We start from the raw sequence: 23717 nt of genomic DNA on the forward strand, positions 1-23717 counted from the left end.
TTAGCTCCTGAGATTTTCGATTTCATCTGACAGCTTTGCGCTGCTGGTTTCCCTGTCAGTTGCAATGCGTTCCAGCATGGCAACCCGATCATGCATGGCGATAATATGCTGGCTCAGCTGCTCATTTTCCGATGACAGTGCTGCGATCTTCTGGCTCGCAACATCATCTTTCTCGGCCAGCTTTTCCTTATGCTCGACCCAGCGATCGAACATGCCCCAGGCGGCGGCGCTCATGCCGACAATGCCTATCCCTATACCGAAAAATAGTGCTTCCATGATATCCGCACTCCCTAGCGCAGCTTCTCGATTTCATCGGACAGTTTCGCAGCGCTGCCTTCCTTGTCGGTAGCGATGCGCTCGAGCACCGAGATACGTTCTTCAAGGCGGGAGATTTTCCCGGTGAGCTGCTCATTTTCGGAGGTCAGCAGTTCGACCTTGCGTTGCGAATCTATATCGCCTTTTTCGGTCTTTCCGCCCCATTCATCTTCCAGCGGATAGCCGTGCCTGGCACGGATCCAGTTGTTGACCAGCCAGCCGACTGTCATCAGCGCTACAATCAATATGACAAATGATGGTCCACCCCATGACATATTGCTGTTCTCCCTTCTGATCTCTTCTTTTCTGTCCGTCGTTGTCGCTTAGCGTAGCCGCTCTATCTCGTCGGAAAGCTGGCGGTTGTTGCTGGTGTAGTACATTTCCACATCGGCGAGTCGGCGATCGATATCGCGAAAGCGTGAGCGGACGTCGCGGGCGGTGCGCGATGGCGACTGGCGGACACCCTGCCAGAATTTCTGTTCGTCATAATCGACATAGAGGCTGTTCGGCTTCTTCTCGGTCACCATGGCGGCGACGATATAGGCGATGATCAGCGGCTGGAACACGAAGAGGGTGATGCAGACAGCGGCGATACGGACCCAGGCCACATCGATGCCGGTATAATCTGCTATCCCGGCGCATACGCCTGCCAGCTTGCCATTCTGCTTGTCGCGATAGAATTTTGTCCGACGGCTCATTTGCGGGCCCTTTCCTGCATCATTTGTTCAATACGACCGATCGATGGATCGTCTTCTTCGGGTTCCGGGCTGGACAGCCGCGCCGGGCGCCAGTCGGGATTGTCCGCCTTGATGATGCGCTCGACTGTGTCCATCCGGTCGTCAAGGCGGCGGGCCATGACATACAGCTCTTCGAGCAGGCCCTCATCCTCATTGGTCAGCGTCGCGGCGGTTTTCCACTTGGTGATATAGTGGAAGATGATCCAGGGCAGGCCGATAAACAGCATGCCGACGACCATGATTGGTACCAGAATATCTTCCATCGCTTATTCCCCTTTGTCTGATGGCTTGTTCAGCGCTTTTTTCATCGCCTCCAATTCTTCGTCTACCTTGTCGCTCGATTCCAGCGCTGTGATCTGGTCTTCCAGTGTCGGCGGTCCGTCATGGCCAAGCTGCAGCGCATCGGCTTCGCCTTCGGCCATGTCGGCACGGCGTTCCAGCAGGTCGAAGCGAGAAAATGCTTCCTGAACCTTGTCGCCATTATACATGGTCTTGAGCTTGATGCGGTTCTCCGCGCTTTCGAGGCGCGACATGATCGTCGTCTGGCGGCTGCGTGCTTCGCGCAGCTTGTTCTGCAGATTGGCAATATCCTGCTCCGACGCGCGCAAGGCATCATCAAGAACCAGGATTTCCTGACTCAGCTGGGCCGACATGTCGCCGGCTTTCTTCTTTTCGACCAGCGCCGCGCGGGCGAGATCTTCACGACCCTTGGACAATGCCAGCTGCGCCTTTTCGGACCAGTCAGCCTGCAATGCGTCCAGCTTGTCGATATGTCGGCGCATTTCCTTCTGGTCGGCAATGGTGCGCGCGGCAGATGCGCGAACCTCGACCAGTGTCTCCTCCATTTCGAGGATGATCATGCGGATCATCTTGGCCGGGTCTTCGGCGCGGTCCAGCATGTCGGTGACATTGGCGGCGATGATATCGCGGGTTCGTGAAAATATTCCCATTTGTGCTACTCCAGGGTAAGAAACAATTAAGCGGCCGGGACGGGGCAAGGGGTTAACGTCCCGGCCGCCCTATTTCGTCAGGAAAAATACCTGACCGAAAAGACCTGACTGACATTAGTGCCAGTATCGGCGGCATCGTCAACCACGACCATCGGGCCGACGCTGCTGAGATAAAGCGTGGCGAACAGCAGGGCGGGAGCAATCATCCAGCCCATTACGGTTGCCTTGCTGGCGGGCTGGTTATCATCCATCGGGAAGTCCTGATTGTGTGCCATGTTGTCCTCCACTCATCTCAAATTCAGTGTATCGAATTTACAAATGGTAAAGCAGGCTATGTGCCAGTTTCTACAAACTATTGATAAAATGAGATAAATATATTTAATCCAAATTTCGGCAGCGTAGGAGTTGCGGTATATTGGGAAAATATACTATAAGTTAGGAAAATTTGCTGTATTGCCATGATATGGCACATCATTGAGGTTGGAATATGGAGCGCGCAAGTCAGTTTATCGGCGAGTCCGGGGCGTTTCTCGACGCTGTCGAGCGCGCCAGCCGTGCTGCGGCACTGGATCGTCCGGTGTTGGTCATTGGTGAACGCGGTACCGGCAAGGAACTGATCGCCGAACGTCTGCATCGCCTGAGCCTGAGATGGGATGGACCACTGGTGACAATGAACTGCGCCGCCTTGCCCGAAACACTGATCGAGGCGGAACTGTTCGGTCATGAGGCGGGTGCCTTTACCGGCGCCACCAAGGCGCGTGTCGGACGGTTCGAGGAGGCCGATAGCGGCACACTCTTTCTCGACGAGCTCGGCACTTTATCCATGGGCGCCCAGGAGCGGCTGCTGCGCGCGGTCGAATATGGTGAGGTGACCCGCATCGGTTCTTCCAGACCGGTCAATGTGGATGTCCGCATCGTCGCCGCCACCAATGAGAATTTGCCCAAGCTGGTCGAACAGCATCGCTTCCGGGCCGATTTGCTCGACCGGTTGTCGTTCGAGGTGGTGACACTGCCGCCGTTGCGCGTGCGCGATGGCGATATCCCGATCCTGGCCGATTATTTCGGTCGCCGCATGGGCACCGAGCTGGGCTGGGAAGAATGGCCCGGCTTTGGTGATCTCGCGCTGCAGGCAATGCAACGCTATCCATGGCCGGGTAATGTTCGTGAATTGCGGAATGTCGTCGAGCGAGCTGTCTATCGCTGGGACGATGCGACGCGGCCGGTCGACCATGTGGTGTTCGATCCCTTCGAATCGCCCTGGCGGCCCAGGGGAGAGGCGGCGGCCTCGCAAAATGGTGATCCGGTCAGTACCGCAACGCCCGCGCCCCAAACGGCCAATGATGCGGTTGAGGCCAATGGCAGTGCCGCCGTTGCTGGCGTTGCCACTGCGGCAGCCCCGGGGATGCTGCCGATGGAGCAGATGGAAGATGTGACCTGTCTGAAAACCGCAGTTGAGGCACATGAGCGCACGATCCTCGAACATGCCTTGGCGCGCAACCGCTATAATCAGCGGCAGACCGCCAAGGCGCTCAATCTCAGCTATGATCAGCTGCGTCATGCATTGAAAAAGCACGACCTGCTCGGCTGACTGGCAAAGAAATAGGCCCTCCAGCTGATCGGCCATTGTCATACGCCACCATCGCGTCTATATAATATACATTCCGACAATATTGGTGATTGGGATGTTGGCGCCGCGAGGGGCCGACGCAAATGCCATTGCCTGTTGGACACTTTAATCCGCCCTGCGGGGCCTGACAGGATTGCGATACTATTGTGGCCGGGAACAGTGCCGATATTGCCACGCTGACAGCGTTGATCGAACCCGAGGTGCAGGCCCTGGGTTTCGAATTGGTGCGTGTCAAAATCATGCCGTCCGAAGCCGGTGATGGTGGTCAGGCACTGCAGATCATGGCGGAGGATCCGGCAACCGGCCAGCTTGTCATCGACCAGTGCGCCGCGATTTCGCGCCGCGTTTCCGAACAGTTCGATGCGGCTGAGGAACAGGGCAATATATTGATCGAGGATGCCTATCATCTCGAGGTCAGCTCGCCGGGTATCGACCGGCCGTTGACGCGTGAGAAGGACTTTGCCCAATGGGCCGGACATGAAGCAAAAATATCGGTCACCGAAAAGCTTGATGGCCAGCGCAATTTTCGTGGTATTCTCATCGGCCTTGATACACGCAATGGCAAAGCCGCTGCAGGGATCGAACAGGCAGATGGCGACACCGTCCTGATACCGCTCGATATCATGCATTCGGCGAAACTTGTCTTGACCGACGCGCTGATTGCCGCCACGGCGCCGTTGGACACCGGCGACGCCGAGATCGAAACCGAAACCGAAGAACAGATCGAAGAACAGGAAGACTGACCATGGCCGACGCCATTTCTGCCAACAAGGCTGAGCTGCTTGCAATTGCAAATGCCGTTTCATCGGAGAAGATGATCGACAAGACGATTGTGATCGAAGCGATCGAGGAAGCCATTCAGCGCGCGGCGCGGGCCCGCTATGGCGCGGAGAATGATATTCGCGCCAAGCTCGATCCCAATACCGGCGATCTGCGGCTGTGGCGCGTTGTCGAGGTGGTCGAGGAGGTCGAAGACTATTTCAAGCAGGTCGATCTGAAAGGCGCGCAGAAGCTTGAGAAAGATGCCAAGCTGGGCGACTTCATCGTCGATCCGCTGCCTGCTGTTGATCTTGGCCGTATCGACGCCCAGGCTGCCAAGCAGGTGATCTTTCAGAAAGTGCGCGATGCCGAGCGCGAGCGGCAGTTCGAGGAATTCAAGGACCGCGCCGGCGAGATTATCACCGGTGTCGTCAAATCGGTCGAATTCGGCCATGTCATCGTCAATCTGGGGCGTGCCGATGGTGTGATCCGTCGCGACCAGCAGATTCCGCGCGAAGTGGTCCGGGTCGGTGATCGCATCCGGGCGCTGATCCTCAAGGTGGTACGTGAAAATCGCGGTCACCAGATTTATCTGAGCCGCTCGCATCCCGATTTCATGCGCCGCCTGTTCGCGCAGGAAGTACCTGAAATCTATGACGGCATTATCGAGATCAAGGCCGCGGCGCGTGATCCGGGCAGCCGCGCCAAGATCGGCGTGATCAGTCATGATGGTTCGATTGACCCGGTCGGCGCTTGTGTTGGCATGAAGGGCAGCCGGGTTCAGGCCGTGGTGCAGGAGATGCAGGGCGAGAAGATCGATATCATTCCCTGGTCCGAGGATACCGCGACCTTCATCGTCAACGCGCTGCAGCCGGCAACGGTCAGCCGCGTGGTGATTGACGAGGAAGAAGGCCGCATTGAGGTGGTCGTTCCGGATGATCAGCTGTCGCTCGCCATTGGCCGTCGCGGCCAGAATGTCCGTCTTGCCTCACAGCTGACCGATGCCGCGATCGATATCATGACCGAGGAAGAGTCGAGCGAGAAGCGTCAGAAGGAATTCACCGAGCGCTCGGCAATGTTCGAGAACGAGCTCGATGTTGACGAGACGCTGTCGCAGCTTTTGGTGGCCGAGGGCTTTAGTGAGCTGGAGGAAGTTGCCTATGTTGCGCCCGAAGAGCTTTCGGGCATTGAGGGCTTTGACGAGGAGCTGGCCGCCGAACTGCAGAGCCGTGCTGTCGAGGCGCTGGAACGCAAGGAAGCTGCTGCGCGTGAAAAGCGGCGTGAACTTGGTGTCGAGGATGCGTTGGCCGATATCGTCCATCTCAACGAGCAGATGTTGGTGACGCTGGGCGAGGGAGGCATCAAGACGCTTGATGATCTCGCTGATCTGGCCACCGATGAGCTGATCGCCAAGAAGCGCGCCGACAATCGTCGCCGCGAAAATCGCCGCAGCGAGGAAGTGGTCGGTGTTCTGGGCGAATATGGCCTGAGCGAAGAGCAGGGCAATGAGATCATCATGGCCGCACGCGCGCACTGGTTCGACGATGAGGAAGAGCCGGCAGCGAAAGAGGCAGCCGGTGATGCCAATGAAGAAGGCTTGAGTGCCGATGGGGAGGTCGCGGATGCGGAAACTCCCCAATGATACGGCCGATACGCCCGTAAGACGCTGCATTCTGACCGGTGAGCGCGCCGAAAGCCGCGCTCTGATCCGGTTGGCTCTTGGCCCCGATAATCATGTCGCCCCGGACGTGCACGCGCGCGCACCGGGACGCGGCGCATGGGTGACGCCGTCCGCGGCACTGTTGCGTGACGCAATCCGTGGCAGGAAATTGCTGCCCGCACTGAAACGCGCCTATAAGGCGGGAGACGTCGTGATCAGCGATGATCTGGTGCAGCATATCGACGATGCGCTGAGCCGTGCGCTGCTCGACCGGCTGGGGCTGGAAGCGCGCGCCGGAACGCTGCTCAGCGGTGCGCAAAAGGTCGAAACAGCGGCGCGGAGCGGCGCGGTTTGCCTGCTGCTCCATGCCGGCGACGCCCGGGATAATGGCCGCGCCGCGCTCGACCAGGCATGGCGTGTCGGCAGTGACAGGGAAGGCAGCGGCCAGGCAGGCATTATCTTGCCACTGGACCGCACCGCCTTATCTGTGGCATTGGGGCGCGAAAATACTGTGCATTTGGCTCTGACCGACAGCGCGGCGGCTGACCGGGTCACAGCCATACTTTTCCGTCTGTTGCAGTTTCGTGGGTCTGCCGTTCCAACAGACGGTGATGCGTCCGGCAATCGGATGCATGAAGATATAGTGATGAAGGGTTAAGTCTGTTCCATGAGTGATAACAAAGAAGAAAAGCCAAAGCTGGGCCGTAAACCGCTGGGACTGAAGCGGTCGGTCGAGTCTGGCGAAGTGAAGCAGACGTTCAGCCATGGCCGCACCAACAAGGTGGTGGTCGAGGTCAAGCGCCGCAAGCTGGTCGGCAAGCCGGGGGCCAAGCCCGAGCCAGCACCGGCACCTGCCCCCGCACCTGCTCCGGAAGCGAAGAAGCCCGAGGCCAAGGCTCCGGCCAAAAAGGCCAAGCCTGCCGGTGACGAAGTTCTGAGCCGCAAGGAGCGGCAGGAAAAGCTGCTGCGCGAAGCCGAAGAGGCGCGGCTGGCTGCGCTGGAAGATGCCCGCCGCCGTGAGGCCGAGGAAAAGACACGCAAGGCAGAAGAGGAAAAGGCGCGCGCCGAGCAGAATCGCAAGGCCAGCGCCGAAGCCGAGAAAGCTGCCGATGCCCCTGTTCCCGAAGCGGAACCGGTCAGCGAAAAGGCGCCGGAAGAGACCAAAACCAGTGCTCCCGCACCGCGCAAGTTTACCCCGGTATCACCGGCTAAGCGGCCCGAGCCGAAAAAACCGGCTCCCAAGCCGAGCCGTGACCGCAAGGAACGGCGCCAGTCGGGCAAGCTCACCGTCAACCGCGCGCTCAGCGAGGGCGATGGTGGCGCACGGGCGCGTTCACTGGCAGCGCTGAAGCGCGCGCGCGAAAAAGAAAAGCGGGCGCAAATGTCGGGTCAGCCGCGTGAAGCGCAACCCAAACAGTCACGCGAAGTGGTCGTGCCTGAGGCTATCACAGTACAGGAACTGGCGAACCGCATGGCCGAAAAGGGCGCGGATCTGGTCAAGTCGCTGTTCAAAATGGGGTCGATGGTGACGGTCAACCAGACCATCGACCAGGATACTGCCGAGTTGTTGGTCGAGGAGTTTGGCCACAAGATCAAACGCGTCAGCGAAGCCGATGTCGAGATCGATACCGAAGCCGATGTCGATCCGGAAGACACGCTCAAGTCACGTCCGCCGGTGGTCACCATCATGGGCCATGTCGACCATGGCAAGACCTCGCTGCTTGATGCACTACGCGGTACCGATGTTGTCGCCGGTGAAGCGGGCGGCATTACCCAGCATATCGGCGCCTATCAGGTGAAGCTGAAATCGGGCGACAAGATCACTTTCCTCGACACGCCGGGCCATGCGGCTTTCTCCGAGATGCGTGCGCGCGGTGCCAATGTCACCGACATTGTGATCCTGGTGGTTGCCGCCGATGACGGGCTGATGCCGCAAACGATCGAGGCGATCAACCACACCAAGGCGGCCGATGTCCCGATGATTGTGGCGATCAACAAGATCGACAAGAACAGCGCCGAGCCGGACAATGTTCGCAACCGGTTGCTCGAGCATGAGGTGATCGTCGAGAAGCTGTCGGGTGAGGTGCAGGATGTCGAGGTATCGGCGCTGAAGGGTACCCATATCGACAAGCTGATCGAGGCGATCACGCTGCAGGCCGAATTGCTCGAACTCAAGGCCAATCCAGATCGCGCCGCCGAAGGCGTGGTGATTGAGGCCAAGCTCGACAAGGGTCGCGGCCCGGTGGCAACGGTGCTGATCGAACGCGGTACGCTCAAGCGTGGCGATACCTTTGTGGTCGGCGAACATGCCGGCAAGGTGCGTGCGATGATTGACGACAAGGGCAAGCAGGTCAAGGAAGCAGGCCCGTCGCTGCCGGTCGAGGTACTCGGCCTGTCGGGTGTCCCCGGTGCCGGTGACAAGCTGACCGTGGTCGATAACGAAGCTCGTGCCCGCGAAGTTGCCGAATATCGCCAGCAAAAGGCACTCGAACAGCGTACCGCCATGGCACCGGCCTCGCTCGACAATATGTTCTCTGCATTGGGCGACAAGGCGATCGAATATCCGGTGGTGGTCAAGGCCGATGTGCAGGGTTCGGTCGAAGCGATTATCGGCAGCCTCAACAATATCTCGACCGATGATATCAAGGCGCGGGTGCTGCACTCGGGCGTTGGCGGCATCACCGAGTCCGATGTGACGCTGGCCAAGGCATCGAACGCCCCGATTATCGGCTTCGGCGTCCGCGCCAATGCCAAGGCCCGCGAGATCGCCCAGCGCGATGGCGTCCGCTTCAAATATTTCGATGTGATCTATGACCTGATCGAGGACATCAAAGGCGAGATGGCGGGCGAGCTTGGTCCCGAGCGGATCGAGACGATTGTCGGTCAGGCCGAGGTCAAGGAAGTTTTCCCGGCGGGCAAGAAGGACAAGGCAGCCGGCCTGCTGGTCCTCGATGGCGTCATCAAAAAGGGCCACCATGCCCGTCTCATGCGCGAGGATGTCATTGTCTCGGCAACCACTATCGCTTCGCTGCGTCGGTTCAAGGACAATGTCGACGAGGTTCGTTCGGGTCTCGAATGCGGCGTGGTTCTGGAAGACACCAACGATATCAAGCCGGGCGATACCCTCGAAGTGTTCGATGTCGAGATGAAGGAGCGCACGCTCTGATCAGGCGTGATAGCAGAACAGGGGCAGGGCGATGACCGAACAGCGCACATTGGCATCGCCATCGTCCGAGCTTATGGGCGTTAAGTCGGTCGATTATGACCGTGACACCGGCGTTGCGACGATGCATTTCGATGTGCCTGAGGTGTTCGCCAGCCCGCGCGGCTTCGTTCAGGGCGGCCTGATTGGCGGTTTTCTCGACGAGGTGATGGGGGCGGCAGCCTTTGGTTACAGCCAGAACAGGCTGCTGCCGCTGAACCTGGAGATGAGCATGAGCTATTTGCGCCCGGTGCCGCTCGGTCAGTTGGTCGGCAAGGCGCAGGTGGTCAAAATGGGCCGCAATGTGGTGTTTGTTGAAGGCGAACTGCAGGACATGCAGGGCGTGACGCTGGTGCGTTCGACAACCACAGCATTGCTGACAGGGATACCCGATGGCAAAGTATAATGACAGCTCACCCGAAGGCCGCTCGGTGCGCGTATTGCGCGTCGGCGAGCAGGTGCGCCATGTGCTGTCCGAGCTGCTGATGCGCGGTGAGGTGCATGATGAAATGCTGACCGCGACGCATATCGCGATTACCGAGGTGCGGATGACGCCCGACCTGCGCAACGCGACGGTCTATGTCAAACCGTTGCTGGGCAAGGATGAGGAGGCGATCCTCAAGGCATTGCGGACCAACACCGCCTATTTCCAGCGCGAAGTCGCGTCGCGCGTGCGCACCAAATATGCGGCCAAGCTGAAATTCGTCGCTGATGACAGTTTCGATGAGGCCAGCCGGGTCGAGGCTCTACTCAGTGATCCCAAGGTTGCGCGGGATTTGGACTGATCCAAACCGTTCGTGCTGAGCTTGTCGAAGCACGTTTTGCAAGCTCGTGTATAATCGATAAGCGCCCTTCGACAAGCTCAGGGCTAACGGTTATGGGTTGGCCCCATGGCCAAGCTCTATTTCTACTATTCCTCGATGAATGCCGGCAAATCGACCACCTTGTTGCAGGCGGCATTCAACTATGAAGAGCGCGGTATGGAAACCATGTTGTGGACCGCCGCACTCGATAATCGCAGCGGGCAGGGGATTATCAGCTCTCGCATCGGGCTGGAGCGGCAAGCGCATTGCTTTGAGGAAGAAACCGACCTGCTCGCCGCCATTGGTGCGGAACATGAACGACGGTCGCTTAACTGTGTGCTGATCGACGAGGCGCAATTTCTGTCCAAGGCCCAGGTGTTTCAACTGGCGCTGGTCTGCGACCGGCTGAAAATCCCGGTGCTGGCTTATGGCCTGCGCACCGATTTCCAGGCCGAGCTTTTCCCCGGCAGTGCACAATTGCTCGCCATTGCAGACCAGCTGGTGGAGCTGAAAGCGATATGTTTTTGCGGGGCAAAGGCAACTATGAACCTGCGCGTCGATGCCGATGGTAATCCTGTCCGCGCAGGTGCGCAGACCGAGATTGGTGGCAATGACCGCTATGTCGCGCTGTGCCGCAAGCATTTCATGGAGCGTCTCGGTGACGGTTGAGGCGCTTTCGGTGGTGCTGGAAGACCCACTGGTCCGGCTGGAGCCGCTGGCTGCGCATCATATTGAACCCCTGCGTGCTGCCTGTGCACGTGACCGGGAGATATGGGAGATTTATCCCTTTTCTATGCTTGATGACCAATTCGAGGCAGCGATGGAGCGGTTTCACCGGACCAGCAACTGGGTGCGCTTTGCGGTGCTGCATCAGGGCAAAATCATCGGCATGACCAATTACATTAACCCCGATGCGGTCAACAAGGTCGTTGAAATTGGTGGCACCTATATCGAACCCGCCGCGCGTGGCACCGGGGTGAATGACAGCATGAAACGCCTGATGATCGATCGTGCCTTTGCCAGCGGCTTCACAAAGATCGAATTTCGCGTCGACGGGCGCAACACCCGCTCGCAAGCGGCGGTGCTCAAGCTGGGCGCGATGCGCGAGGGCGTGCTGCGCAAGAACCGCATCACTTGGACCGGTTATGTCCGTGACACCCATGTTTTCGGATTGCTCAGGGATGAGTGGCAGGGGCAATAACATGACCCGACCGCATGGCTGGATCATTCTCGACAAGCCGCTGGAGCTGAGTTCGACCCAGGCGGTAGGGGCGGTGAAGCGCAATTTGCGCGAGGCCGGAATAAAGGTCTCTGGCAAGGGTGGTGGTGTCACCAAGGTGGGGCATGGCGGTACGCTCGATCCGCTGGCCACGGGGGTATTGCCGATTGCGCTGGGCGAGGCGACCAAGCTGAGCGGGCGGATGCTCGATGCGGCCAAGAGTTACGATTTCACTATCCAGTTCGGCGCGGAGACGGATACGCTGGATACCGAAGGCGCTGTAGTGACCAAGAGCGCTCATCGTCCGACCTTGGCGGATATTGAGGCGGTACTACCGCGCTTTACCGGGCCGATAGAGCAGGTGCCGCCGGCCTATTCGGCGCTGAAAGTCGATGGCCAGCGGGCCTATGATCGGGCGCGCGCGGGCGAGCAGGTGGAGATGAAGCTGCGGGCGGTGACAATTCACAGCCTGTCCCTAAATTCCTCCCCGGGACGGGGAGGTGGCAGCGCGTCAGCGCTGACGGAGGGGGCTTTCAAGAACCACAATTCAAGCGGCATGTCCCCCTCCACCAGCTTCGCTGGTCCCCCTCCCCGTCCCGGGGAGGAATTAACGGATATCACCCTTACAGCCCATGTTTCCAAGGGCACTTATATCCGCTCACTCGCCCGCGACATATCGCGTGCGTTGAACACGGTTGGCCATGTCACCATGTTGCGGCGGACAAAAGCGGGGCCTTTTGCGCTGGAACAAGCGATTTCGCTGGACAAGCTCAACGAAATCGGTAAAGGCGCGCCACTTGAAGACATAATCTTGCCATTTGAGGCAGGGCTGGACGGCATCCCGGCTCTTTCCCTCACCCCCGATCAGGCAAGGCGGGTCCGTCAGGGCCAGGTCGTGACCGGGATAGCCAGTGATGACGGCGAATATTGGGTGCATGGCGGCGATATGGTCCCGCTGGCGCTGGTTTCGCTGGAAGCTTGCGAGCTTCGCGTCATTCGCGGCTTCAATATGAACATATGATGCTCGAGGAATGAAACCATGTCGATTACTGCTGAACGCAAACAGGAACTGATCAAGGAATATGCCCGCGAAGAGGGCGATACAGGTTCCCCGGAAGTCCAGGTCGCGATCCTGACCGAGCGTATCAACACGCTCACCGATCACTTCAAATCGCACCACAAGGATAACCATTCGCGTCGTGGTCTGTTGATGATGGTCAACAAGCGCCGTTCGCTGCTCGATTATCTGCGTGGCAAGGACGCGCAACGCTATACCGACCTGATTGGCAAATTGGGTCTTCGCAAATAAGACTTTCAAGCGGGCGGCCCATTTCGGGCCGCTTTGCTTATGGGGCATATCGCACGCAATTCGGCGGCGAATGCCATGGGGCAACAGAAACACGCCCCGAACCGCGCGGCACCGGACAGTGCCGCAACCAAAGAGGCCCCGCCCGGCATTAGGGTCGCGCGGGTTGAGAAGGAAAATCTATGTTTGATGTGAAAACTGTATCTCTGGAATGGGGCGGAAAAACCCTCACTCTGGAAACGGGCCGTATTGCCCGTCAGGCCGATGGCGCCGTGCTGGCGACCTATGGCGAAACCGTTGTTCTCTGTGCGGTCACCGCCGCACGTTCGGTTAAGGAAGGCCAGGACTTCTTCCCGCTGACTGTCCACTATCAGGAAAAATTCTCCGCTGCCGGCCGTATACCCGGTGGTTTTTTCAAGCGTGAGCGCGGCGCGACCGAGAAGGAAACGCTGACCAGCCGGTTGATCGACCGTCCGATCCGTCCGCTCTTCCCCGAAGGTTTCTACAACGAAATCAACTGTATCTGCCAGGTGCTGAGCTTTGACGGCGAGACCGAGGCCGATATCGTTGCGATGATTGCGGCCTCTGCTGCGCTGACCATTTCCGGCGTGCCGTTTATGGGCCCGATTGGCGCGGCGCGCGTTGGCTTTATCGATGGCGAATATGTCCTCAACCCGAAGCAGGAAACCGCTCTGGAAGATGGTCGCCTCGATCTGGTTGTTGCCGCGACCCAAGACGCGGTGATGATGGTTGAATCCGAAGCCAAGGAACTGACCGAAGATGAAATGCTCGGCGCAGTTCTGTTTGCGCATAACGAGATTAAAACCGTTGTCGGAGCGATCATCGACTTGGCCGAACAGGCCGCCAAAGACCCTTGGGAGTTGGACGTTGTCGAGGACAAATCGGCCAAGCTGGAAGAACTGCGCGGTCTGATCGGTGACGATCTGGCAGCCGCCTACAAGATCACCGACAAGCAAGCGCGTCAGGATGCGATCAATGATGCGCGCGAAAAGGCACGCGAGCATTTCGAACCGCTGAAAGAAACAGACCCGGCGGAATATCTCGGCACGCTGAAGCTGGTGAAGAAGCTGGAAGCCAGCATTGTGCGCGGCGCAATCCTGAAAGATGGCCAGCGTATCGATGGCCGTAAGACCAACGAAGTGCGCCAGATCGAGAGCATGGTCGGCTTCCTGCCGCGTACCCATGGTTCGGCGCTGTTCACCCGGGGTGAAACCCAGGCAATCTGTACCACGACTTTGGGCACCAAGGATGCCGAGCAGATGATCGATGGCCTTGATGGCCTGACCTACAGCAATTTCATGCTGCACTATAACTTCCCGCCCTATTCGGTCGGTGAAGTGGGCCGCTTCGGCGCGCCGGGCCGTCGTGAGATTGGTCATGGCAAGCTGGCATGGCGGGCGCTGCATCCGGTTCTGCCAGATGCCGAGGAGTTCCCGTACACCATCCGTATCTTGTCAGACATTACCGAGTCCAATGGTTCGTCCTCCATGGCGACCATTTGCGGCGGCTGTCTGTCGATGATGGATGCCGGTGTTCCGATCGAGCGTCCGGTGTCTGGCATCGCCATGGGCCTGATCCTGGAAGGCGATGACTTTGCGGTTCTCTCCGATATTCTGGGTGATGAAGATCATCTCGGCGATATGGACTTCAAGGTGGCGGGTACCGAAAACGGCATCACCACCATGCAGATGGACATCAAGATTGCCGGTATCACCGAGGAAATCTTCAAGGCTGCGCTGAACCAGGCCAAGGAAGGCCGGGCGCACATTCTGGGTGAGATGACCAAGGCTCTCGGTGCATCACGCACCGAAATGTCGCAGCACGCGCCGCGTATCGAGACGATGCAGATCGACAAGGCGAAGATCCGCGACGTGATCGGAACTGGCGGCAAGGTGATCCGCGAGATTGTCGCGGAAACCGGCGCCAAGGTCGATATTGACGATGAAGGCCTGATCAAGATTTCCTCGTCCGATGGCACGCAGATCGAGGCTGCCAAGGCCTGGATTGAAGGCATTGTCGAGGAAGCCGAAGTCGGCAAAATCTACAATGGCAAGGTCGTCAATCTGGTGGATTTCGGCGCGTTCGTGAACTTCATGGGCGGCAAGGACGGGCTGGTGCACGTCTCCGAAATCAAGAATGAGCGTGTCGAGAAGGTCTCTGACGAACTGTCCGAGGGGCAGGAAGTCAAGGTCAAGGTTCTCGAGATCGACCAGCGCGGCAAGGTTCGCCTGTCGATGCGCGTTGTCGATCAGGAAACCGGCGAAGAGCTGGAAGACACCCGTCCGCCCCGCGAGAACAAGCGCGGCGGCCGTGGCCCGCGTCGCGATGGTGATGGTGGCCGTGAAGGCGGTCGTGGCCGAGGTCGCGGACGCGGTCGTGGTCGCGGCGGTGACAATGACGGTGGTGACAAGGGCGGCGACGCCCCGCTGCCCGATTTCATCAAAGGTGATGACGACTGATCGCACGATCAGGGCAAGAATTCATGAGAAGGCCGCCGGAGCGATCTGGCGGCCTTTTTCACGTCCGCTTCATTTTATATTCGCCAATATTCCCAAATTGCTGTTTTGCAACGCAGCGATTTACGCTTAGACTTGCATAAGCGGAATGGGGCGAAGGAGGGGGCGATGCTGTTCAGAACAGGTGCATACGCAATCGTGGCGGCGTTGATGCTGCTCCTCGCTAGCGAACCAGCCAGCGCCAGCGCCGATTCCACCTGCTATCCTGAATGGGCGATCACCAATGCCAGCGACAATTGTGCCAATTTGGGGGTGATTTCACCGGGCAATGACAGCCGGGTCAACCTGTTTCTGCTGTTGTCGGACAGATATCCGCAAAGCGACCGTATCAGCCAACCGGATAATGGCTGGGAGGACCAGTTTGGCGAGACCTATTTCAACTGGCGTATATTGAGCCGGCTATGGCGTGGTGATCCGGATCGCGAATATCCCGAATTTTACGGCACGCGCTGTGGCAGCTATGTGCAGGGGACGCAGGATTTCGAAGCGGCGCTGAAAGCGGCGCGGGGGATCAGCCCCAAGGATCGCATCACGCTGATCGAGTCGCGTTTTGCGCTTTATGCCATCTGCGAGTTGCGCAGTGGCGGCAGCCGCTATAGCTGGCAGCGCGAAGAACCCGAAGAGGTTGCGCCCTTCTCCATGATACAGGCCGATGTTGCGCCTGGCCGGGCGCGTGAATTTCTACTCTATCTCAATGGCGCAGGGGCATTTTACAGCGAACAATTTGCGCGTGCCCAGACCATGTTCAAAAGCCTGAAAAATGCCAAAGACCCCTGGGTCAGAGAGGCATCGCGCTATATGCTGGGCAGAGTGGCGGTCAATCTGGCGCAGGCCAATGCCAATGATAAATGGGGCTATTTTGACCCTGGCAAGGCGGACAGGCAACACGCCATCGCTGCCGAAGCTGCCTTCAAGGCCTATCTGAAAGACTATCCGAAAGGGCGATATGCCGCCTCTGCGTCAGGGCTGGTGCGCCGTGCCTATTGGCTGTCACGGGATTTTGGCAAGCTGGCCCGTGCATATTATCGGGCACTGGGCAGTGCGGACCTTTTGGCCGACCGGGCCAGGCTGATCGAGGAGATCGATAACAATCTGTTATACGCACATATCGATCCTTATGCGGAAGAGATAAGCGCGCCGGGTTATGATGAACCGCCGATGCTGCGCGCGGCGCGTTTATTGCTCCAGATACGCTTCGCCGTTTCAGATGATGAGCCGAAGCTGAAACGCGCCTTTATCACCGGCCAGAAAGACCAATTTGGGACGCAGACCGCGCTCTACGAATTCATTCTCGCCAATTATGATTTCTACATCGCCCACGATTATCGCTCGGTGCTGACGCTGATCCCCGACGCGGCGCGGCAGGAAGACTTTTCCTATTTGCAATTCTCCCGTCAGGCGCTGCGCGGTCATGCATTGGCGATGCTTGAGGATCGTAATGAGGGCGGTTTCTGGCGCGATATGCTGGGTGGCAGCAAGGCGCGCTATCAGCAGGCGGTTGTCGAACTGGGGTTAGCCAGCTTCTATGAACGCAACGGCCAGTTGGACAGGGTTTTTGCCCCTGCTTCACCGATTACCAAACCGGTTATTCGCAATATATTGCTGACCACTGTTGCCGGCCCGGACATGCTGCGCCGGGTGGTGGATAATGATAAGCGCCCGCAAAATGAGCGCGATGTCGCGCTGTTTACACTGTTCTACAAACAGCTGAGCCGCGGCTATTATGGTGCTTTTGTCCGCGATAGTGCGCAGCGGCTCAAAGGCGCCGGTAACAGCGACGCCTGGGTTGGCGCAATCAGCTATCAGCAGGATATTCCGCTGGGGCTGTTCAGCGCCGGTAAGCGATCGGAAAATATCGACTGCCCGGCGCTTGTCGATGTTGCGCGGGCATTGGCGGCCAATAAACAGGATTATAAGGGCAGACTATGCCTTGGCGATTTCTGGCGGCGCAACGGGTTTGACTATTTCGATCTGCGCACGCGTGGACGCTGGCGCTGGCTGGATCGCGGGGAAAATGCATCGCCGGTACTGGGTTCTTCCGAAGAGCTGTTCCCCGGTGAGCAAATACCGCGGCAGCAATTCTATCAGGATATTATCGCCGACAAAGCTGCACCGGCAAAATGGCGCAGCTATGCGTTGTACCGCGCGGTGCGTTGCTATGCACCATCGGGTGGCAATAGCTGCGGCGGTGAGGATGTTACCGAGAATCAACGGCGCGACTGGTTCCGCGAGTTGAAGCGGCGTTATCCTGAATCGCGATGGGCCAAAGAACTGAAATATTATTGGTGAGAAGGGGCATCGTCCTGCGACTGATCATCGCCCTGTGCTGTGGCGTGTCGCTGACATCCTGCGATAATGTCTCGCAAAATGCCACACCGCCCGAAGCCGCGATTGTCGATGCCGCTGATCATGACGCTTTTTGGCTGTGGGCCGGGGTCAGGCCGCAACCGGTGCTGGAAAGCGCCAAAACCGTCTATATTCTCGATAGCGAATTGCGCAGGGGTGATAGGCTGCCGACGGTACTGCGTCCCGCAATTCCGGCCGTGGGCGATACCGATATCTGGATCGTTGTACGGGTTGAGACGCTCGACTGGAGCGAGCAGGTCCATGCCAGTCTGCAACGGCGGTTGCGGTTGTGGGAACAGCGTAACCGGCTGGTTGGGCTGCAGGTCGATTTCGATGCCGCGACCCATGGTCTCGACGAATATGGAGCTTTTCTGGGCGATTTGCGCCGCCGCCTGCCATCGCGCTTTCGTCTCGGTATTACCGGCCTGATGGACTGGAGCGCCAATGGTGACCCGGCGGCGCTGGCAGCGTTAAGCGACAGCGTCGATGATATTGTTATCCAGACCTATCAGGGACGGCAGACTATTCCCGGCTATGCGACCTATCTGAAACATCTGGGGCGGCTCGACATACCCTATCGCATCGGCCTGGTGCAGCACGGCCAATGGGCCGAACCGGCGGGGTTGCGCGATGATCCCGATTTTCGGGGCTATGTCGTGTTCCTCGTCAACCCGCGATAGAGCGTGTCCTGAAGGGCTAGATGCCCATGCAAGTGACGTGACGACGCCAGCGCACCTCCTGACACGATGACAATGTATCTGGCCCTTCAGGACACGCTCTAGTTGCGCCGCCGCAATGGTAATTCAGCCCAGGTTTAGCTAGAAGTGCATAACCATGGTGAGAACGGTTTGGGGATAATATCCTGCATACCCCCTTGGCGCTTGGCGAATGAACGGATATGGCGATGCCCATGATCAGAACGACACATATTCTCGGCCCCATTGCCGCGTTTGCCCTGCTCTCGGGTTGTAATGCCCTTGGCGGTGGCGGCAATGAAATTGATACCAGCTATGTCGCGCGTGATGTCAACACGCTCTACACGGCAGCCAAGGGACGGCTCGACCGTGACCAGTATCAGCTTTCGGCGGCGCTGTTTGACGAGGTTGAGCGCCAGCACCCCTATTCGCCCTGGGCCCGTCGTGCCAAGCTGATGGGCGCGTACAGCTATTATCTGTCGCGCGATTATTCCAAGGCGATCCAGTCTTCGCAAAGCTTCCTGTCGATCCATCCGGGTAACAAGGACGCGCCCTATGCCTATTATCTGATCGCGCTCAGCTATTATGAGCAGATCAGCGATGTCACCCGCGATCAGGCCATCACCGAACAGGCGCTGGCCGCACTGGGTGAGGTCATCCGCCGCTATCCCGGCAGCCGCTATGCCGCCGATGCGGTTTTGAAGGTCGATCTGGTCAACGACCATCTCGCCGGCAAGGAAATGGAGATCGGGCGTTTCTACCAGCGCGACTCACGCTGGCTGTCGGCGACGCTGCGGTTTCAGAATGTCATCGACAAATATCAGACCACCAGCCACACCGCCGAAGCGCTGTACCGGCTGGTAGAATGCTATTATTCGCTCGGTATTCCGGACGAGGCAAAAAAATCCGCGGCTGTGCTCGGGGTCAACTATCCCGGGTCGAAATGGTATGAAAAAGCCTATAAGCTGGTCGAGAAGCACGGCGATGGCGGCAGCGAGAGCTGACTGCACACCTTCAACTCGTCATTCCGGAAGCCTGTTTTCGCCAAATCTCTGATTTGGTTAGAAAAGCGAGTTGTCCGGAATCCAGGGCCACAAGCGCCATCGCCTGTGGCCCTGGATTGATATTCGATCAGCTACGCTTCCCGGATCAAGCATTACCAACAGAAAACTGACGTTTTCCGGGCAAAGCTAAGTCCGGAATGACGAACTGGGTGGTTGTGATGCCTAATTCAGTCGGCGGGTGATAACCCGATAATTCTCCTTAGCAAGCTGCGCCTGACGCGCTAAAGCATCGACATGCTGGCAAGTCTGTCGATCCGCGATCTGGTGATTATCGAGGCGCTGGAGCTGAATTTCGCATCCGGCCTTGGCGTGCTGACCGGGGAAACCGGGGCCGGCAAATCGATATTGCTCGATGCGCTGGGGCTGGTGCTGGGCAATCGCGCCGATAGCGGGTTGGTGCGCGCCGGTGCCGACAGGGCCCGGGTGACCGCAGGTTTCGAGGTGGATCCGGGTGACGGGCCGCTGGCTGCATTGCTGTTAGACAATGATGTCGAGATCGATCCGGGTGAACCACTGATCATCCGGCGGCAAGTGCGCGCCGATGGCGGCAGCCGCGCCCATATCAACGATCAGCCGGTATCCGCCTCGCTGCTGCGTGAAGTCGCGGCGCATCTGGTGGAAATCCACGGCCAGCATGATGATCGCGGGTTGATCAATCCTGCCGGTCATCGCCAGCTGCTCGACAGCTTTGCCCGCACCGATCTGAGTCCGGTGGCTACGGCCTATCGGACATGGCGCGAGGCTGAAAGCAGGTTGGCCGAGGCGCGTACCGCCATGGCCAAAGCCGAGCGCGACCGCGATTATCTGCAGCACAGCCTTGAGGAATTGCGCGAATTTGCGCCCGGAGCGGGTGAGGAGGAGGCGCTGGCGCTGGAACGCGCGACGATGCAAAAGGGCGAGAAACTCTCGGAAAGTCTGTCCGAAATCACCGCCATGCTCGAAGGGTCGGACAATCCGCTGGCGGCGCTGCGCAGCCTCACCCGCAGGCTCGACCGCATTGCTCCTGATCATGCGCTGCTGGCTGAGGCGCTTTCGGCGCTCGACCGGGCGCTGATCGAGGCGGTCGAGGGCGAGGAGAAGCTTGCGGCGGCGGCCGAAGCGCTGCTGTTCGATCCCGAGCGGCTGGATGCGGTGGAAACCCGGCTGTTCGCGCTACGGGCGCTGGCGCGCAAGCATGATGTTGCCGGCGATGACCTGCCCTCCTTGCTCGAACGGATGGAGGCGCAATGGGCGGCGCTGGAAAGCGGCAGTGGCAATCTGGCGACGCTGGAAAAGGCATGTGAGGCGGCGCGGCAGGATTATGTCGATGCGGCACAGGCGCTGCATCGGGCGCGGATCGATGCGGGGGAAAAGCTCGATGCCGCCGTAGCAGGCGAGCTCAAGCCTTTGAAGCTGGACGCTGCGCGCTTCCGCACCGCGATCAGCGAATTGCCGGAGGAGCGCTGGGGGCTGAACGGCATTAGCGCGGTCGAGTTTCTGATCTCGACCAATCCCGGCAGCGATTTCGCGCCGCTGATGAAAATCGCAAGCGGCGGCGAATTGTCGCGCTTCATTCTCGCACTGAAAGTGGCGCTGGCCGAGCAGGGCGGCGCGGCGACAATGATCTTCGACGAAATAGACCGCGGCGTCGGCGGCGCGGTGGCCTCCGCGATTGGCGAACGCCTGTCCCGCCTGTCGCGCCAAACGCAGTTGCTGGTGGTCACCCACAGCCCGCAGGTCGCCGCCAAGGGCGACCATCATCTGCTGATCAGCAAAGCCTCTGACGGCACCGTCGCGCGCACCAATGTCCAGGCGTTGGATGCGGCCACCCGGCAGGAAGAGATTGCGCGGATGCTTTCGGGCGCCGAAGTGACGCAGGAGGCGCGGGCGCAGGCGGATCGGTTGCTGGAGCGGGTATGAAAAGCAGAAGAGATGTAATGCGCTGGATGGCGACAACTAGTATCATCGCTGCCGTGCCGCATAGCGTGTTGACCAGGAGCGTAAGCGAAATGGAAGAAGAAAAGGCCTATGGCATTATCGGACAAATGCGAGCCGTAGCTGGCAAGCGAAATGAGCTGATTGCTATACTTGCAGAAGGTACAAAAGATATGCCGGGCAATATGGCCTATGTCATTTCTGAAGATCAGTCCGATGAAAATGCAATCTGGATTACCGAATTTTGGGAAAGCCAAGATGCCCATGCAGCATCATTGCAACTGCCTTCGGTTCAAGCGGCGATTGCCAAAGGCCGCAGCCGTATAGAAGGTTTTGGTCAGCGTTTCGAAGTTACGCCTGTGGCAGGCATATAAGCCATAATGACGAATATTTCTTCTTTGTCCGAAGCCGATGCCGCAAATGAGCTGATGCGGCTGGCCAGGGCGATTGCCAGGCACAACCGTCTCTACCACGCCGAGGATTCGCCCGAGATATCCGACGCTGACTATGATGCGCTGGTCAAGCGCAACGCCGCGCTGGAAGAGGCGTTTCCGCATCTGGTGCGCGATGATAGCCCGAGCAAGCAGGTCGGTGCCGCGGTGGCGGCGTCGCCGCTGTCCAAGGTCACCCATGCCGAGCGGCTCTACAGCCTCGATAACGGCTTTTCCGATGACGATATCGCCGAATGGCTGGCGCGGGTGCGGCGTTATCTCAACCTCGCCGAGGATGAGACAGTGGCGGTGACGGCGGAGGACAAGATTGACGGCCTGTCCTGCTCGTTGCGCTATGAGAAAGGCGAGCTGGTGCTGGCGGCGACGCGCGGCGACGGGCTGGTTGGTGAGGATGTCACCGCCAATGTGCGGACAATTGCGGAAGTGCCGCAGACTCTGTCCCCCTCCCGCTTGCGGGAGGGGTTAGGGGAGGGCCTGCATGGTGCCAATCCAGATACAGACCCTCCCCTGGCCCTTCCCGCAGGCGGGAGGGGAGAAATCCCCGACATCTTCGAGATTCGCGGCGAGGTCTATATGGCCAAGGACGATTTTACCGCGCTCAACACCCGGCTGATGCAGGAAGGTGAAGCCGAGGCGGAGCGCAAGGGCGAGACATTCGATCCTGAGAAAGTGCGCCAGTTCGCCAATCCGCGCAACGCAGCTGCCGGGTCGCTGCGCCAGAAGGATCCGGGTGTCACCGCCTCGCGACCGCTGAAATTCTGGGCCCATGGCTGGGGCGAGATCAGCGCACTGCCGGGCGAGACGCAAATGGCGGTGATCGATGCCATTCGCAGCTGGGGCGTGCCGGTGTCGCCGCTGCTGCTCCGGGTGGAAACGCTTGAGGAAGTGCTGGCGCATTATCGCAATATCGAGACGCAACGTGCTGACCTGGCTTATGATATTGACGGCGTGGTCTATAAGGTCGACCGGCTCGACTGGCAGCAGCGCCTCGGTTTTGTCGCCAAGGCGCCGCGATGGGCGCTGGCGCATAAATTCCCCGCCGAGCGTGCCGAAACCACTTTGGAAGCCATCGATATCCAGGTCGGCCGCACCGGTAAGCTGACACCGGTCGGACGGCTGACCCCGGTGACCGTGGGTGGCGTGGTTGTCTCCAATGTCACGCTGCACAATCGCGATGAGATCGAGCGGCTGGGTGTCCGCCCGGGTGACCGGGTGGTGATCCAGCGCGCCGGCGATGTCATCCCGCAGGTGGTCGAGAATCGCAGCCGCGATGAGGAGCGCGAGGCGTTTATATTCCCCGATCGCTGCCCCGAATGCGGCTCCGAAGCGGTGGCCGAAAAGGGCGAGGTCGATGTCCGCTGCACCGGCGGCCTGATCTGCCCGGCGCAGCGCTTCCAGCGGCTGGTACATTTCGTCTCGCGCGGCGCGCTCGATATTGACGGGTTAGGCGAGAAGAGCATTGCCGAATTTATCGGCTATGGCTGGCTTGAAAGTCCGGCGGATATTTTCCGTCTCAAACAGCATCGCGAGGCGCTGCTGGCCAAGGATGGCTGGCAGGACAAGTCTGTAGATAATCTGTTGGCGGCGGTGGAAAACAAGCGTGAACCCGACGCAGCGCGGCTGCTTTTTGGCCTCGGTATCCGCCATATCGGTGCCACCACTTCGCGTGATTTGATACGTAATTTCAAAAGCATGAGTGCAATAGCCGAGATTGGCCATAAAATAGCGGCAGGCGATGAAGAAGCGACTGCTGAGGTTACCGCCATCGACGGTATCGGCCCGACCGTGGCGCAAGCGCTGGGCGATTTCTTCCACGAGCCGCATAATGTCACCGCCTGGGATGATCTGATGGCCGAAGTGTCGCCGCCCGATTTTGTCGATGACCGGCAACAGACCGAATGGACCGGCAAAACCATTGTCTTTACCGGCAAGCTGGAGACGATGAGCCGTGACGAGGCCAAGGCGCAGGCGGAACGGCTGGGGGCCAAGGCGGCGGGCAGCGTCTCGGCCAGGACCGACCTCGTGGTTGCCGGTCCCGGCGCCGGCTCCAAGCTCAAGAAAGCCGCGGAACTGGGCATTGAGACAACCGATGAAGCGGGCTGGGCCGAGATTGTCGCCGCGGCCGGCTAGG

At 59.1% G+C, this 23717-nt stretch carries 24 protein-coding genes; 18 read left to right on the forward strand and 6 right to left on the reverse strand.

Annotation, left to right across the window (positions count from 1 at the left end):
• From AAFX04_04345 to AAFX04_04370, 6 genes are all read right to left on the reverse strand, one after another.
• Complete coding sequence (locus AAFX04_04345) at window positions 1-276, reverse strand: hypothetical protein (GenBank protein MEO1044649.1); 276 nt, start codon at window positions 274-276, stop codon at window positions 1-3.
• A gap of 14 nt (window positions 277-290) precedes the next feature.
• Window positions 291-590 (reverse strand): hypothetical protein, encoded by a 300-nt coding sequence (locus AAFX04_04350; GenBank protein MEO1044650.1) that lies wholly within the window; start codon window positions 588-590, stop codon window positions 291-293.
• A gap of 48 nt (window positions 591-638) precedes the next feature.
• Window positions 639-1013 (reverse strand): envelope stress response membrane protein PspC, encoded by a 375-nt coding sequence (pspC, locus tag AAFX04_04355; GenBank protein MEO1044651.1) that lies wholly within the window; start codon window positions 1011-1013, stop codon window positions 639-641.
• On the reverse strand, window positions 1010-1315 hold the full coding sequence (gene pspB / locus AAFX04_04360; GenBank protein ID MEO1044652.1) for an envelope stress response membrane protein PspB: 306 nt from the start codon (window positions 1313-1315) through the stop codon (window positions 1010-1012). Before pspB ends, pspC begins: the two co-directional genes overlap by 4 nt.
• Window positions 1316-1318: 3 nt before the next feature.
• Window positions 1319-2002 carry a phage shock protein PspA gene (gene pspA / locus AAFX04_04365; protein ID MEO1044653.1) on the reverse strand — a complete coding sequence of 228 codons (684 nt, stop codon included), beginning with the start codon at window positions 2000-2002 and terminating at the stop codon, window positions 1319-1321.
• Between the two features lie 77 nt (window positions 2003-2079).
• Window positions 2080-2277: a hypothetical protein gene (locus AAFX04_04370; protein ID MEO1044654.1), complete on the reverse strand. Its 198-nt coding sequence runs from the start codon at window positions 2275-2277 to the stop codon at window positions 2080-2082.
• 212 nt (window positions 2278-2489) lie between these two features.
• On the opposite strand from AAFX04_04370, the gene pspF reads away from it, so the two are divergent.
• The 18 genes from pspF to ligA all read left to right on the forward strand — a co-directional run bounded on the left by pspF (window position 2490) and on the right by ligA (window position 23716).
• Window positions 2490-3590: a phage shock protein operon transcriptional activator gene (gene pspF, locus AAFX04_04375; protein MEO1044655.1), complete on the forward strand. Its 1101-nt coding sequence runs from the start codon at window positions 2490-2492 to the stop codon at window positions 3588-3590.
• 185 nt (window positions 3591-3775) lie between these two features.
• Entirely contained in the window at window positions 3776-4372 is a 597-nt protein-coding gene (rimP, locus tag AAFX04_04380; protein MEO1044656.1) for a ribosome maturation protein RimP, read from the forward strand.
• 2 nt (window positions 4373-4374) lie between these two features.
• The gene (nusA, locus tag AAFX04_04385; protein MEO1044657.1) at window positions 4375-6030 is read left to right on the forward strand and encodes a transcription termination factor NusA; all 1656 of its coding nucleotides are present in this window, start codon (window positions 4375-4377) and stop codon (window positions 6028-6030) included.
• On the forward strand, window positions 6011-6706 hold the full coding sequence (locus AAFX04_04390) for a DUF448 domain-containing protein (GenBank protein MEO1044658.1): 696 nt from the start codon (window positions 6011-6013) through the stop codon (window positions 6704-6706). The genes nusA and AAFX04_04390 overlap by 20 nt, the downstream gene beginning before the upstream one ends.
• A 9-nt stretch (window positions 6707-6715) precedes the next feature.
• Complete coding sequence (gene infB, locus AAFX04_04395) at window positions 6716-9214, forward strand: translation initiation factor IF-2 (protein ID MEO1044659.1); 2499 nt, start codon at window positions 6716-6718, stop codon at window positions 9212-9214.
• A 31-nt stretch (window positions 9215-9245) separates the two neighbouring features.
• Window positions 9246-9656 (forward strand): PaaI family thioesterase, encoded by a 411-nt coding sequence (locus AAFX04_04400; protein ID MEO1044660.1) that lies wholly within the window; start codon window positions 9246-9248, stop codon window positions 9654-9656.
• Entirely contained in the window at window positions 9643-10035 is a 393-nt protein-coding gene (rbfA, locus tag AAFX04_04405; protein ID MEO1044661.1) for a 30S ribosome-binding factor RbfA, read from the forward strand. Before AAFX04_04400 ends, rbfA begins: the two co-directional genes overlap by 14 nt.
• Window positions 10036-10140: 105 nt before the next feature.
• A complete protein-coding gene (locus AAFX04_04410; protein MEO1044662.1) occupies window positions 10141-10722 on the forward strand; it encodes a thymidine kinase in 582 nt (193 codons plus the stop codon).
• Complete coding sequence (locus tag AAFX04_04415; protein MEO1044663.1) at window positions 10664-11254, forward strand: GNAT family protein; 591 nt, start codon at window positions 10664-10666, stop codon at window positions 11252-11254. The genes AAFX04_04410 and AAFX04_04415 overlap by 59 nt, the downstream gene beginning before the upstream one ends.
• A 1-nt stretch (window position 11255) precedes the next feature.
• Window positions 11256-12293 carry a tRNA pseudouridine(55) synthase TruB gene (truB, locus tag AAFX04_04420; GenBank protein MEO1044664.1) on the forward strand — a complete coding sequence of 346 codons (1038 nt, stop codon included), beginning with the start codon at window positions 11256-11258 and terminating at the stop codon, window positions 12291-12293.
• Window positions 12294-12311: 18 nt separating this feature from the next.
• Window positions 12312-12581: a 30S ribosomal protein S15 gene (gene rpsO / locus AAFX04_04425; GenBank protein ID MEO1044665.1), complete on the forward strand. Its 270-nt coding sequence runs from the start codon at window positions 12312-12314 to the stop codon at window positions 12579-12581.
• A 179-nt stretch (window positions 12582-12760) separates the two neighbouring features.
• The gene (pnp, locus tag AAFX04_04430) at window positions 12761-15058 is read left to right on the forward strand and encodes a polyribonucleotide nucleotidyltransferase (protein ID MEO1044666.1); all 2298 of its coding nucleotides are present in this window, start codon (window positions 12761-12763) and stop codon (window positions 15056-15058) included.
• 165 nt (window positions 15059-15223) lie between these two features.
• Entirely contained in the window at window positions 15224-17404 is a 2181-nt protein-coding gene (locus tag AAFX04_04435) for a hypothetical protein (protein ID MEO1044667.1), read from the forward strand.
• Between the two features lie 44 nt (window positions 17405-17448).
• Entirely contained in the window at window positions 17449-18141 is a 693-nt protein-coding gene (locus AAFX04_04440) for a DUF3142 domain-containing protein (GenBank protein MEO1044668.1), read from the forward strand.
• 230 nt (window positions 18142-18371) lie between these two features.
• Window positions 18372-19160, forward strand: a complete 789-nt coding sequence (locus tag AAFX04_04445; protein ID MEO1044669.1) for an outer membrane protein assembly factor BamD — start codon at window positions 18372-18374, stop codon at window positions 19158-19160.
• A gap of 294 nt (window positions 19161-19454) precedes the next feature.
• Window positions 19455-21119 (forward strand): DNA repair protein RecN, encoded by a 1665-nt coding sequence (gene recN, locus AAFX04_04450; GenBank protein MEO1044670.1) that lies wholly within the window; start codon window positions 19455-19457, stop codon window positions 21117-21119.
• 89 nt (window positions 21120-21208) lie between these two features.
• A complete protein-coding gene (locus AAFX04_04455; protein MEO1044671.1) occupies window positions 21209-21508 on the forward strand; it encodes a putative quinol monooxygenase in 300 nt (99 codons plus the stop codon).
• 6 nt (window positions 21509-21514) lie between these two features.
• A complete protein-coding gene (gene ligA / locus AAFX04_04460) occupies window positions 21515-23716 on the forward strand; it encodes an NAD-dependent DNA ligase LigA (GenBank protein ID MEO1044672.1) in 2202 nt (733 codons plus the stop codon).
• The last annotated feature ends 1 nt before the right edge of the window (window position 23717 follow it).

This window comes from Pseudomonadota bacterium, from assembly GCA_039818985.1.
In the GTDB taxonomy this organism is placed as follows: domain Bacteria; phylum Pseudomonadota; class Alphaproteobacteria; order Sphingomonadales; family Sphingomonadaceae; genus Alterisphingorhabdus.